The sequence below is a fragment of the Acinetobacter sp. ANC 4805 genome, assembly GCF_022549495.1.
Classification (GTDB): Bacteria; Pseudomonadota; Gammaproteobacteria; order Pseudomonadales; family Moraxellaceae; genus Acinetobacter.
The window spans coordinates 53,802-66,295 of record NZ_JAKZGD010000013.1 but is presented as its reverse complement, the minus strand read 5'-3'; the positions used below and the strand labels follow the sequence as shown (position 1 = coordinate 66,295).

The window sequence follows — 12,494 nt, the reverse complement described above, 5'->3', positions numbered from 1 at the left end:
TATTATGCGTGGCAATCCAGAAGTCATCGACTATTTAAATATGCTCATTGGCGGTGAGTTGGCTGCTCGTGATCAATATTTAATTCATTCAAGAATGTATGAAGATTGGGGCTTAAGCAAGATTTATGAACGGATTGACCATGAAATGCAGGAAGAAGCATCTCATGCAGATTCAATTATTCGTCGTGTTTTGTTCTTAGGTGCTCAGCCGAACATGAACCGTGAAGGGATTAATGTCGGTACAGATGTTGTGAGTTGTTTAAAAGCTGATTTAGCACTTGAATATCATGTTCGTGAGAAACTTGCGACAGGTATTAAATTGTGTGAAGAAAAAGGCGATTATATTAGCCGTGATATGTTGCGTCAGCAGTTATCTGATACAGAAGAAGATCATACGTATTGGTTAGAAAAACAATTACGTTTAATTGAATTGATCGGTTTGCAAAATTATATTCAATCGCAAATCTAATCAAAAATGAAAAGCCAACTGAGAAGTTGGCTTTTTTAACACTCATTTACACCAAATGATTAGAACATTGATTCTTCTGAATTGGCTGAAATCTTGTGAATCGAAAGGTCTGCACCACGATATTCATCTTCTTGAGAGAGGCGAATACCAATTGTGGCTTTCAAAATACCATAGATCACAAAACCACCAACAAGCGCAATGATAATACCTAAGCCAGTTCCAATGATTTGCGAAATAATAGATACACCGCCTAAACCACCTAATGCTTGTTGACCAAAAATACCTGCTGCGATACCCCCGAAAGCACCACACACACCATGCAAAGGCCATACACCAAGCACATCGTCGATTTTGAGTTTGTTCTGAGTGTAAGTAAATAGATAAACAAACATACCACCTGCGGCACTACCAATTAGTAATGCACCAATTGGATGCACAATATCCGAGCCTGCACAGATTGCAACTAAACCTGCAAGTGGGCCATTGTGTAAGAAACCAGGGTCATCTTTACCCATAAAGTTTGCAGTCAATGTACCGCCGACCATTGCCATGAGTGAGTTAATCGCAACTAATCCTGAAATGGCATCGACACGCTGTGCGCTCATGACATTAAAACCAAACCAACCGACAATCAGAATCCATGAACCTAAAGCAAGAAATGGAATCGATGATGGAGGATGAGCGCTAATACGACCATCTTGTTTATAACGACCATGACGCGCACCGAGTAAAATAACTGCCGCTAAAGCAATCCAACCACCCATTGCGTGTACGACAACTGAGCCTGCAAAGTCATGGAAGCTTGCGCCAAAAGAAGTTTCTAGCCACTTTTGAAAACCGTAGTTACCATTCCAAATCATACCTTCAAAGAAAGGATAGATCAGCGCAACCAAGATCAATGTTGCAATGGCTTGTGAACGCATTTTGGCACGTTCCGCAATACCACCAGAAATAATTGCTGGGATCGCTGCTGCAAAGGTGAGTAAGAAGAAACAGCGCATCAAGTTATAACCATGATCTGCTGTTAAAGCACTGCCTGCATGGAAAAAGTTTTGTCCATAGGCAATCCAGTAACCCACAAAAAAGTAAGCGATTGCTGAAATTGCAAAATCAGTAAGGATTTTACTGAGCGCATTCACTTGGTTTTTGTGGCGTACGGTGCCAAGCTCTAAAAATGCAAAGCCTGCATGCATTGCTAATACGAGTACTGCACCGAGCAGTAAGAAAAATAGATCTACGTTTTGCATATTAATGCTCAAAAAAAGTGCTAAACCATATTTTTATGCAAACAATTGATTCGTTTTTTGCACCAAAATAGATTTAGTAAATCTAAAACCCCAAGCTATTCTGAAATAGCTCAATTTAATGAAAAATATAATGCAAAAAATGCACCAATTTAGAAATTAAATTGTAATTTTGGTTATAAGTAGTGCATTTTGCGTAAAAATAGGACGTTTTGATTGTCACTAAGAGCTAAATCGCACGATCTTGGCATATTGGTGTAAATCTGAGCGACAACACGATGCCCCTACGTGATCATATTCAAAGGGTGATTTACTACCTTCCTTATCTGATTATTGCTACACTTTTTATTTTTCAGGCAGATGAGCATGTCCTTTGATCTCAAAGTTAGCTTACAGCAAAGGGCTGAACAGTCACCACAGCAAAAAAAGCTGAATCACTTGATTGATAAAATAGAACAACAAAAAGTTAGTCTTGCGACATGGCAAAATGCCCAAGCTGAAATTCAACAACATACTCGCCAAAAGCTGCTGCCTGTATATAGTGAATTACATGAAATCTTGTTTCAGCAGTTGGATCAACTTTGGAATATGTTACACAGCCATGAGTTTTCCAAAGCGGATATGCAGCAACTCGATGAAAAGATTACTCAACTTGCACAAATGTTAAAGCGTTCTAAAATGTTGGATGAAGAACGATTAGAGCTAGTGAAGCAGATCGATACCTTTTATCAGCAACATGCACAGCAATCAGTGAAACAGAATAAAAAAGTACAGTCCGTTCAGTTCGAACTTAATGAAAATTTTGATCAAAATATAGAATTAGAAGAAGATGATTTTGAGCAATATGCTGCCGAGCAGCAACAGGCACGAGAACAAGCCAAGCAACTGAGACAACAGCAGAAACGTGAACAAGCTGAGCAGATGGCAGCCCAATCGTTGAAAACAGTCTATTTGAAAATTGCCGCAATGATTCATCCAGACCGTGAGCAAGATGAGTCGAAGAAAGCAGAAAAAACTGAATTGTTCCAACAGGCGAGTCAGGCGTATGAACAACAGGATTTGTTTTATTTACTCAAACTCCAGTTACAGTTGGAACAAAATAAAGGTGTAGGGGCTAAAGAGTTATCTGTGGAACAAGTAAAATTTTATAAACTGGCTTTGGATGCGCAAAGTCAGCAGTTAGAAAGTCAAATTGATGAGATTTTGGATTCTTTTCAGTTGGCGAAAAAAGTGAAAGCCGAGCATCTGCATATTGGTGATGTGTATAAAGCTATAGATGCGGATTGTGCGGAGTTAAAGCAGCAATTGAAGTGGGAAAAAGAGCGTTTAAAGCATATGAAAAAGCTGAGTGGGGTAGAGATGTTGTTGGGGCATGGGGCATTGTAAGCTTTTTTAAAAATACCTCTCCCTAGCCCTCTCCTGAAAGGAGAGGGAACTTTATTGCGTATCGAATAACTATCAAATTCACAAAGGACGCTCCCTCTCCCTTAGGGAGAGGGCTGGGGTGAGGGAAATTAAAAATAGGAGAAAAAATGAAACTAGACCCACAATTATTAGAATTCGCCAAGGCTATGCGGACTAATGCCACTGATGCAGAACACTTAATATGGCAATTGCTTCGTGCTAAGCGATTTATGAATCTTAAATTTCGCAGACAACATGTGATTGCGCCGTATATTGTGGATTTTTACTGTCATGAAATTGGTTTAGTGATTGAGTTGGATGGCAGCCAGCATGGAACGGATGATGCCATTGAGTATGATGCTGAACGGACGAAGTTTTTGGAGGTTTTGGGTTTAACGGTTGTTCGATATTGGAATCATGATGTGTTGAGTCGGACTGATGTAGTGTTGGAGGATTTGTGGCAGAGATGTTCTGAATTGAAAAATATCTCTCCTTAATCTATTGGGAAATTATCATAAAAATTATTTTTATCAGTTGCTTGAAATTTTTAATTTAATCCCAATTTAGGGTTCTTATTAACTTAAAAATTATAATTTGAGGGGGGAATATGGCAGAGCCAGTATCAGTAGCAAACGAATTTATAAAGTATATACCAGTAGGCATAGGTACTTTGGTGTCAGTCATTATTTCATCACTATGGGTAACATTTCTACATTTTCGCGAGAAAAAACAAGATAAGTTGAGTGAACTCAATCAGGAGCTTAATGAAATTCTTCAAATTTCTATTCAATATCCATATTTAGAGTCAAAAGCGTATTGTGATAATTGGAACCATTTGGATCCAAACATACATAGCGATGAAAAAGCTTTACGTTATTATAACTTTACAACTTTAGTTTTTAATTATTTATCTAAATTAAGTGCTCACTGTAAGTATGATGATGAATGCATACAAAAAAATCATATTAATATGAAGTCTTGGATTCGTTTGCATAAAAAAGCTTGGGAAAATCCATTGAACGATCCGAATGAAAATATCGATAGTTATGATGCAAAATTTGTATCTTTGGTTAATAAATGCTTGGGGAAAAATTAATGAAAAGAAAAGCCATAATTCTTGTAAACGATGATGGGAAACTTCCAGGTCTATCAAAAGATTCAGACAACATTGTAAGTTTTTTAAAGAGCTTAGCTGGTGGTTCTTGGTATGATTCAGAAATTGAAATTATAAAGAATCCAACCTTAAATAATTTAAAGTTAAAGTTAGCTATTCAACGCTTGACACCAGTTGATTTTTGCCTTGTCTTCTTTAGTGGACATGGTGGGAACGATGGGAGAAAAACTCACATACAGATAAACAATCAAAAAGAAACCATTGAAGAAAGTGCTTTATTTGGATTTGCAGATAAACAGATTAATTTTTTTGATTGTTGCAGAAGTTTTTCAGAAGACTTAGTACAAAAATCCCAACGTTCTACGACATTTGCAATGGAAGATAGTCAAACAAATTATCTCAGTATTGCTGAGAGTCGAAGAATATATTCTGAATTAATAACAAAAGCTGTTAATCAAAGAGCTGTGTTTTATTCATGTGAATTAAATGAAGTTTCATACGATAGCTCTGAAGGAGCTGTTTATTTGAGCTCATTTTTAAAAAATGCTAGTGAATATTCTAAACACACTACCGATAAATCGAAGTTGGCGATACTAGTACATACTCAAGCAGAGAAATACGTTAAAAGTTTGAATCCTCGATCAGATGGTAATCAAAATCCAACATATGTTTACCCTAAAATTGGTGGGAATGTTCAGGATTATTTACCAATTAGTATAAATCCTTATAGTGCAGCACATTACCGTCCTATGTTTGGATAATAAAAACCCCCTCAATAGAGGGGATTTTTTATTCAAACTACTGCTTAAAGCGCAGCAATCTGCTCCATATTCGCTTTAATCTTCGCTAACTGGTCAGCAAACTCAGCCAATTTCGCTTTTTCACCTTCAACTACAGCAGCAGGTGCTTTCGCCACAAACCCTTCATTTGCAAGTTTAGTTGCAATTTGGTCATGTTGCTTTTGCACTTTGTCTAAGTCTTTTTGTAGGCGACCCAATTCCGCTTTCGGGTCAATTAAACCTTTCATTGGAACAAATACAGACACATGACCCACAACAGAAGATGAAGACAATGGTGGTTGTTCAGCATCCGCCAAGAACGTAATGCTTTCAACTTTTGCTAAAGCTTTAAACAACGCTTCAATACGGGTGATCTGTGCTTTTTCCGCTTCAGTGGTGTTTTGAAGTAGAACTGGTAATAAACGTGCATTACCTAAGCCCATTTCACCACGGATGTTACGTACCGCACCAATCAAACCTTGTAACCATTGCATATCCGCTTCAGCTTGCTCATTGATTTTCTCTTGAGCAGGCACAGGATATGCCGCAGTCATAATCGTTTTGCCTTCAATACCGAGCATTGGCGCAAGGGTTTGCCAGATTTCTTCTGTCAAATACGGCATCAACGGATGAGCCAAACGTAAAGATGCTTCCATCACGGCAAGTAGTACACGGCGAACTTCAGCTTTACGCTCTTCAGACACTTCAGCATCGTTCAGTACTGGCTTGGTCAACTCTACATACCAGTCGCAGTATTCATTCCAGATGAAGTCATAAATCGCTTGTGCAGCCAAGTCCAAACGATAGGTTGCAAAGGCTTGTTGAACCGCAGCTTCCGCTTTTTGTAAACGGCTGATGATCCACTGCTCAGGCAATTCCCAAAGATCAGGACGAGCAGTTTGCCCCACGGTTTGACCTTCAACATTCATCAATACGAAACGGGTTGCGTTCCAAATCTTGTTACAGAAGTTACGGTAACCTTCAACACGCTTCATATCGAACTTGATGTCACGACCTGTGTTGGCAAGCGCACAGAAAGTGAAACGCACTGCATCTGTACCGTAAGCTTGAATGCCTTCTGGGAATTCTTTACGGGTTGATTTTTCAATCTTCGCCGCTTGTTTCGGATTCATCAAACCAGTCGTACGTTTTTGTACCAAGGTTTCAAGGTCTACACCGTCAATCAGGTCTAATGGGTCAAGTACGTTACCTTTCGACTTAGACATCTTCTGACCTTCGCCATCACGAACTAAACCATGTACATAGACAGTTTTGAACGGAACTTGAGACGTACCATCTTCATTTTTCATGAAGTGCATGGTCATCATGATCATGCGCGCAACCCAGAAGAAGATAATGTCAAAACCAGTCACTAACACATCAGTCGGGTGGAAGGTATTGAGGAAATAGTTTTCAGCATCTTTTGCTTTGTCGCCAGTCCAACCTAAAGTTGAGAATGTCCAAAGCGCAGAAGAGAACCATGTATCCAATACATCTTCATCTTGACTCAATGCAACATCAGCAGGGATGTTGTTATTGGCACGAACTTCTGCTTCGTCACGACCAACGAATACATTACCTTCAGCATCGTACCAAGCGGGAATACGATGACCCCACCAAAGTTGACGAGAGATACACCAGTCTTGAATGTTGTTCATCCATGCCATGTACATGTTGCTGTACTGCTCAGGTACAAATTTGATGTCACCATCTTTCACTGCTTTAATCGCTGGCTCAGCAAGCGGTGCAATTTTGACATACCATTGGTCAGTCAATAATGGCTCAACGATCACACCTGAACGGTCACCGCGAGGTGGTTTAAGCGTATAAGGTTGAATTTGATCTAACCAGTCTTCCGCTTCAGCTTGTTCAACCAATTTCTTACGTGCAGCAAAACGCTCTAAACCAATGTAGTCTGCTGGTGCAGCGATGGTTTTAGAAATTTGCTCACCTGCTTTGGCGATGTATTCAAACTCAGCCAACACTTCCGCATTTTTGTTAAAGATGTTGATAATCGGCAATTCACAACGCTTACCGACTTCATAGTCATTGAAGTCATGTGCAGGCGTAATTTTTACGCAGCCTGTACCGAATTCTTTATCTACATATTCATCTTTAACGATTGGAACTGCACGACCTGTAATTGGCAGGATAATGTTCTGACCAACAAGGTGTGAATAACGCTCATCATCAAGTGCAACAGCAACGGCAGTATCACCTAACAATGTTTCAGGACGAGTCGTAGCGACAACAATGTGATCTTTACCATCGTGTGTACGAAGCGATTTGTCTTCAAAGAAGTATTTGAAGTGCCACAATGAACCTGCTTCTTCTTTGTCTGACTCAACTTCAAGATCAGAAAGGGCAGTTTGCAGTTTCGGATCCCAGTTTACGAGGCGTTTACCGCGGTAAATTAAGCCATCTTCATGTAGTTTAACGAAGACTTCTTTCACCGCATTCGATAAACCTTCATCCATGGTGAAACGTTCACGCGACCAGTCCACTGAAGAACCTAAACGGCGGATCTGACGAGTAATCGTACCACCAGATTGTTCTTTCCATTCCCAAATCTTTTCAATGAACTTTTCACGACCTAAGTCATGACGGCTGATGTTTTGTGCGCCAAGCTGACGTTCTACGACCATTTGTGTTGCAATACCGGCATGGTCAGTACCTGGTTGCCATAAGGTATTTTTACCAGACATACGGTTGTAGCGAGTCAAGGCATCCATGATGGCATTGTTAAAACCATGACCCATGTGCAAGCTGCCCGTGACGTTTGGTGGTGGAATCATGATACAGAATGATTCACCTTGACCTGAGGGTTTGAAATAACCTTGTTGTTCCCAGATTTGATACCATTTCTTTTCGATCTCGGTTGGATCGTAAGTAGTTGCAATATTTTGAGCAGATTGAGCGTCAGTCATAGTATAGAAGATTAAAATTGAATAAAAAATTAGATCTATTGTAGCAAAAAAATGATGAATATTTTCATCAAAAAAAGTCGATGAAAACAGTTGGTTTTTTTCTTGAAAAAGTTAGATTTATGTATGTTACATCACACAATTAAAAATGTTTAAGCATAAAACAAAGATATAAAAATATTAAAACTTAAAAAAGGACGGTTACGATGAGTTATTCAATTCTATTAAAAATTAATGAAGCAACACACGGTCAACCATTTTTGGCATTTATGCATGTTGATCGTGAATAGAATGTGGTAAATTCAGCATTTGAAAAGCCAAAAATGAAAGAAAAACAGAATCTAAGGATGAATAAGGGCTTATTTAATAAGCCCTTATTTTATGGAATCTAGAATAGGGTGATTAGAATGAACACTGCCGTTTTTTTAAATATTCAAGCCGATACATACGCGCGATTTGCTCATATCCGTACGCAGCTCTTACAGGGTAGTAAAGAAAGCCAAGCAAATGCTTTGGGGGCAGTTTTATCTGAAATTGCATGTGAAGTGATAGAACAAGTTTTTATGGTGCTATTGCAAGACAATCAACATCACTCACTCACAGGTGAATCTGAAAAAGTGATTCAGCAGATTTTAGAAGCAATCCGAAAATATATGCCATGGTCAGTGTCATTCTTTGGGAATGATCGTCTAGTTCCGTTGGTTGAACATTTATCTAAAACAATTCGAGTTGAAGATGAGTCGGTATATATGACTTATCCGATTGAGCAACAGTTGACTCAACAGGTTAAAGCTTCGAGTCAAAAATTAGCTGAAGGGGAAAGTCGGGAAATTGCCAATTCACTGAAGTTGCTCACAGAAGTGATTGATGTAGGTGTCACTCATTTAATTCGTGAGCCGAAAAAGAGCCTAAAATTTAATTTTGTAGTCGATAAAACCTTAAATGGCGTCATTAATATGACGACACATTTAGGGTATAAGCGTTTAGAAAAATTAGGCACTCAACTTGATCAACAAGTTGCGGCAACTTATGTTGATTATTTCCTTAAATTTATGCGTCATCCAACGTAGATAGAGGGTATAGACATGGCAAAACTTAAAAGTCTTGATAATAAAGTCGTATGGATTACAGGGGCATCCTCGGGCTTAGGCAAGGCGTTAGCACGTGAATGTGCTTTGCAGGGCGCTCAAGTGGTGCTGACATCACGCCGTTATGATGAATTAGAAGCAGTTCGAGTTGGCCTGCTTAAACCTGAACAACATCTCTCAATTGCTGCGGATATTACCGATGAATCTCAAGTTCGCCATGCACATGAACAGGTTTTGGCATGTAAAGGACGTATTGATTGGTTGATTAATAATGCAGGTTTGAGTCAACGTGCTTTGATTCAAGAGACGAGCATGCACACTGAACGTGCCATTATGGAAGTGGATTATTTCTCACAAGTCTTCTTTACTAAAACAGTATTACCAACGCTCATCAAACAAAAGTCAGGTCGGGTGGTGTTTGTCTCCAGTGTTGCAGGTTTGTTAGGTACACAATATCGTGCCACGTATTCTGCGGCGAAAGCAGCGATTCACATGTGGGCAAACAGTTTACGTGCGGAAGTCGCTAAAGATGGAATAGCAGTTTCAGTGGTTTTCCCTGGTTTTGTTAAAACCAATGTTTCATTTAATGCTTTAAACGGGGAAGGCAAACCACAAGGGCATCAGGATGAAGCGATTGAAAATGGTTTAGACGTCGATGTATTTGCCGAACGTGTGGTGGAATCATTGATGGCAGGGGATGAATATATTGTTGTTGGTGGGAAAAAAGAACAACTGGGTGTGTTGGTCTCTCGCTTATCACCAAGCTTGTTGTATAAAATGATTCGTAAAATGAAAGTGAAATGAGTGTGGATAATCGTAAGAAAGCCGTTTTTAATTGGAGCGGTGGTAAAGATTCAGCCTTAGCACTGTATACGGTGCTACAGCAAAATGAGTTCGAAGTGGTCGCTTTACTAACCACTGTGAATGAAGAAACAGAATTGTCTTCCATGCATGCCATTCCGCATGCATTACTTGAAAAGCAAGCTGAGAGTATTGGGATTCCACTGTATCCTGTGTTTCTTCCTAAAAATCTCCCTGTCTATGAACAACGCATGCTAGATGCTGCCAATCATTTTAAAGCGCAGGGGGGTGAACACTTTATTTTTGGTGATATTTACCTGAGCGATGTACGCAAATATCGAGAAGACCGTTTGCATCCTCTTGGGATCGAAGTGGTTGAACCCATCTGGAATCTGAACTCAAGTGAAGTGATGCAAGATTTTTTAGATTCAGGTATTAAAACCAAAATTATCGTGACTGATGCTAGTAAATTGGATGAGTCCTTTGTTGGTCAAGATATTGATGCTGCACTAATTGCAAGAATGCCAAGCGAAGTCGATGTCTGTGGCGAAAACGGTGAATATCATACCTTTGCCTATGCAGGTGCGTTGTTTAAATATCCTGTCGATTTTAAGATCATTGAAACTCGTAAAATGTCTTATGAGTTTAAATTAGATGATGGTGAGGAAAAAATCTATCACTATTGGCAAGCGATTTTTGCGGAGTGAATATTTTAAAAGGTTTATTAATGTCTCAAAAACGTAATGAAATTATTAACCAGTTATAATTAGACGGTAGAGCAATACAATTTGTGGCGCAGCCAGACTTAGAGATGCAAATTATAGCAGTTCAACAGAATTACTTAGCTTTACAATTTCTATATGATCCAACCAATGACGTTTTATATGCTGCTGTAAAAGCAGACGGTTATGCTTTGGGTTTGATCCCAGTAGAGCAAAGAACTGAAGCGCTTAGTTTAGTTGCAGTTCAGCAAAATGGTATGGCTTTACAATTTGTTTCATATCAAACAAATGGTATTTGTAAAGTTGCACTTGCACAAACAGGCTATGCGATTAAATATGTAAAAAATATTAGTCCTGAAATGTTATTGCTTGCAGTCCAACAAAATGGTTTGGTTTTAGAACATATAGATCAACAGACCAATGCGCTTGTACGTGAAGCAGTTGCTAATGATGGGTTGGCATTAGAGTTTGTCAAAATACAAAGTTTAGATATCTGTCGAATTGCGATTTTACAAAATCCAGAAGCTATATGTTTTGCCCAATTTATTGATGATGAAATGGCACTCACAGCAGTTAAGTATGATGGTCATTTATTACAGTTTATCCCTAATCGTACTGAGCAGCTTTGTCTAATTGCCGTAAAAAAATCAGGTAGTGCACTTGAGTTTGTGCCTGAACAGACTGAAGAAATTTGTTATGCAGCTGTTGAATGTTTTGGTCTAGCTTTATATTTTGTTAAACAGCAAACGCCCGATCTATGTCGAATAGCAGTTGCTCAAGATGAATTTTACTTGCAATATGTCCATGAGCAAACTGAAGAAATTTGTTTGTTTTGTATACAAAATCATTATGGTAATGGTTTTGAATATGTTCGTGAGCAAACAGACTTAATTTGTTTGGAAGCAGTTTCTCTAAATGGTTTGTTACTCTCTTGTGTGAAAGAACAAACTCAAGAAATTTGTTTAAAAGCAGTGCAACAAAATGGTATGGCTCTAGAGTTTGTCCGATACAAAACAGCAGATATTATTGAGCAAGCATTAGCACAGAATCCTGAAGCCAGTTTATTTATCTAAAATCGCCGTACCATAAGCAAATACTTCAACCATACCACCTTGCATACCTAATTCTGTGGTACTGAGACGAACCCCCATAATATGGTTTGCGCCTATTCGATCTGCTTCTTGCTTGAGGCGAAGCATGGCTTCACGGCGTGCGCGATCTACTACACTTTCATAACTGGTGAGGCGACCACCGAAAAAGTTCTGAATATTGGCAAGTACATATTTAAAGTAATCATGTGAAATCACAACATTGCTACTCACCAACTGTCCATTTGCTGATGTTTCAGTAAAGCGATTGGTATCAATCCGAATATGGGCAAATAGTTTTTCTTTTTCATCCAGTTCACGCAAATGTTTTTGTTCGATATGTCGACCAAAAGTCCAACCGACTGAAAATAGAATCAGAAAAAGAATAATCTGAAAAATTAATCCACTCATAGAAATGCCTAAGCGCTAAATGGATCAGGAAGTTTCGGTGTGATCGGTTGAACCACCACTGCCGTACCATAGACAAAAAGTTCAGATGCACCTTGAGCAATATTTGAGGTCGAGAAACGAATCCCTACAATTGCATTCGCACCTAAACTATGTGCTTTATCAATCATTCGTTGGGTCGCTTCTTGGCGAGATTCTTCAAGCAACTCAGTATAACCCGTCAATTCACCACCCACGATGTTTTTCAAGCCAGCCATCAAGTCACGCCCAACGTGTTTACTACGTACAGTACTGCCATAAACCACATCAAGTTGGCGTAAAATAGTGTGACCGGGTACAGATTCTAAACTGCTTAGTAACATAGTATTTGTCTAAATCATTCATCGTTAGTCTTTGAAGATAAGAAATATTTGCATTTGTTGCAATAAAAAAGCTCACTGAAGTGAGCTTTTA

Annotated in this window: 13 protein-coding genes; 9 read left to right on the top strand and 4 right to left on the bottom strand. The window is 38.9% G+C overall.

All coding sequences use genetic code 11. The features are described from left to right. Positions 1–4: 4 nt before the first annotated feature. The gene (gene bfr / locus MMP60_RS15185; protein ID WP_241337173.1) at positions 5–469 is read left to right on the top strand and encodes a bacterioferritin; all 465 of its coding nucleotides are present in this window, start codon (positions 5–7) and stop codon (positions 467–469) included. Positions 470–528: 59 nt separating this feature from the next. Here bfr and MMP60_RS15180 read toward each other — a convergent pair whose 3' ends face one another. Continuing rightward, a complete protein-coding gene (locus tag MMP60_RS15180) occupies positions 529–1,716 on the bottom strand; it encodes an ammonium transporter (protein WP_241337172.1) in 1,188 nt (395 codons plus the stop codon). A gap of 363 nt (positions 1,717–2,079) precedes the next feature. Between MMP60_RS15180 and MMP60_RS15175 the strand changes: the two genes are divergently transcribed. The 4 genes from MMP60_RS15175 to MMP60_RS15160 all read left to right on the top strand — a co-directional run bounded on the left by MMP60_RS15175 (position 2,080) and on the right by MMP60_RS15160 (position 4,992). Further along, positions 2,080–3,099 (top strand): molecular chaperone DnaJ, encoded by a 1,020-nt coding sequence (locus MMP60_RS15175; protein ID WP_241337171.1) that lies wholly within the window; start codon positions 2,080–2,082, stop codon positions 3,097–3,099. A gap of 146 nt (positions 3,100–3,245) precedes the next feature. Beyond that, positions 3,246–3,614 (top strand): endonuclease domain-containing protein, encoded by a 369-nt coding sequence (locus MMP60_RS15170; RefSeq protein ID WP_241337170.1) that lies wholly within the window; start codon positions 3,246–3,248, stop codon positions 3,612–3,614. A gap of 110 nt (positions 3,615–3,724) precedes the next feature. After that, positions 3,725–4,213 carry a hypothetical protein gene (locus MMP60_RS15165; RefSeq protein WP_168154247.1) on the top strand — a complete coding sequence of 163 codons (489 nt, stop codon included), beginning with the start codon at positions 3,725–3,727 and terminating at the stop codon, positions 4,211–4,213. Beyond that, complete coding sequence (locus MMP60_RS15160; protein ID WP_241337169.1) at positions 4,213–4,992, top strand: caspase family protein; 780 nt, start codon at positions 4,213–4,215, stop codon at positions 4,990–4,992. The genes MMP60_RS15165 and MMP60_RS15160 overlap by 1 nt, the downstream gene beginning before the upstream one ends. A 44-nt stretch (positions 4,993–5,036) precedes the next feature. Here MMP60_RS15160 and MMP60_RS15155 read toward each other — a convergent pair whose 3' ends face one another. Further along, the gene (locus tag MMP60_RS15155; protein WP_241337168.1) at positions 5,037–7,937 is read right to left on the bottom strand and encodes a valine--tRNA ligase; all 2,901 of its coding nucleotides are present in this window, start codon (positions 7,935–7,937) and stop codon (positions 5,037–5,039) included. Between the two features lie 404 nt (positions 7,938–8,341). On the opposite strand from MMP60_RS15155, the gene MMP60_RS15150 reads away from it, so the two are divergent. The 4 genes from MMP60_RS15150 (at position 8,342) to MMP60_RS15960 (ending at position 11,618) form a co-directional block, all read left to right on the top strand. Further along, on the top strand, positions 8,342–9,004 hold the full coding sequence (locus MMP60_RS15150) for a hypothetical protein (RefSeq protein WP_241337167.1): 663 nt from the start codon (positions 8,342–8,344) through the stop codon (positions 9,002–9,004). Positions 9,005–9,019: 15 nt separating this feature from the next. Beyond that, positions 9,020–9,826 carry an SDR family NAD(P)-dependent oxidoreductase gene (locus MMP60_RS15145; RefSeq protein ID WP_241337166.1) on the top strand — a complete coding sequence of 269 codons (807 nt, stop codon included), beginning with the start codon at positions 9,020–9,022 and terminating at the stop codon, positions 9,824–9,826. Beyond that, positions 9,823–10,530, top strand: a complete 708-nt coding sequence (locus MMP60_RS15140; RefSeq protein WP_241337165.1) for an adenine nucleotide alpha hydrolase — start codon at positions 9,823–9,825, stop codon at positions 10,528–10,530. Before MMP60_RS15145 ends, MMP60_RS15140 begins: the two co-directional genes overlap by 4 nt. Before the next feature lie 83 nt (positions 10,531–10,613). Next, positions 10,614–11,618, top strand: a complete 1,005-nt coding sequence (locus tag MMP60_RS15960) for a DUF4116 domain-containing protein (RefSeq protein WP_241337164.1) — start codon at positions 10,614–10,616, stop codon at positions 11,616–11,618. On the opposite strand, the gene MMP60_RS15130 is transcribed toward MMP60_RS15960, so the two are convergent. Both MMP60_RS15130 and MMP60_RS15125 read right to left on the bottom strand, forming a co-directional pair. Beyond that, positions 11,607–12,044, bottom strand: a complete 438-nt coding sequence (locus MMP60_RS15130) for a heavy metal-binding domain-containing protein (protein ID WP_241337163.1) — start codon at positions 12,042–12,044, stop codon at positions 11,607–11,609. The two genes, MMP60_RS15960 and MMP60_RS15130, sit on opposite strands and share 12 nt — an antisense overlap. Positions 12,045–12,052: 8 nt before the next feature. After that, positions 12,053–12,403 carry a YbjQ family protein gene (locus MMP60_RS15125; protein ID WP_241337162.1) on the bottom strand — a complete coding sequence of 117 codons (351 nt, stop codon included), beginning with the start codon at positions 12,401–12,403 and terminating at the stop codon, positions 12,053–12,055. Between the last annotated feature and the right edge of the window lie 91 nt (positions 12,404–12,494).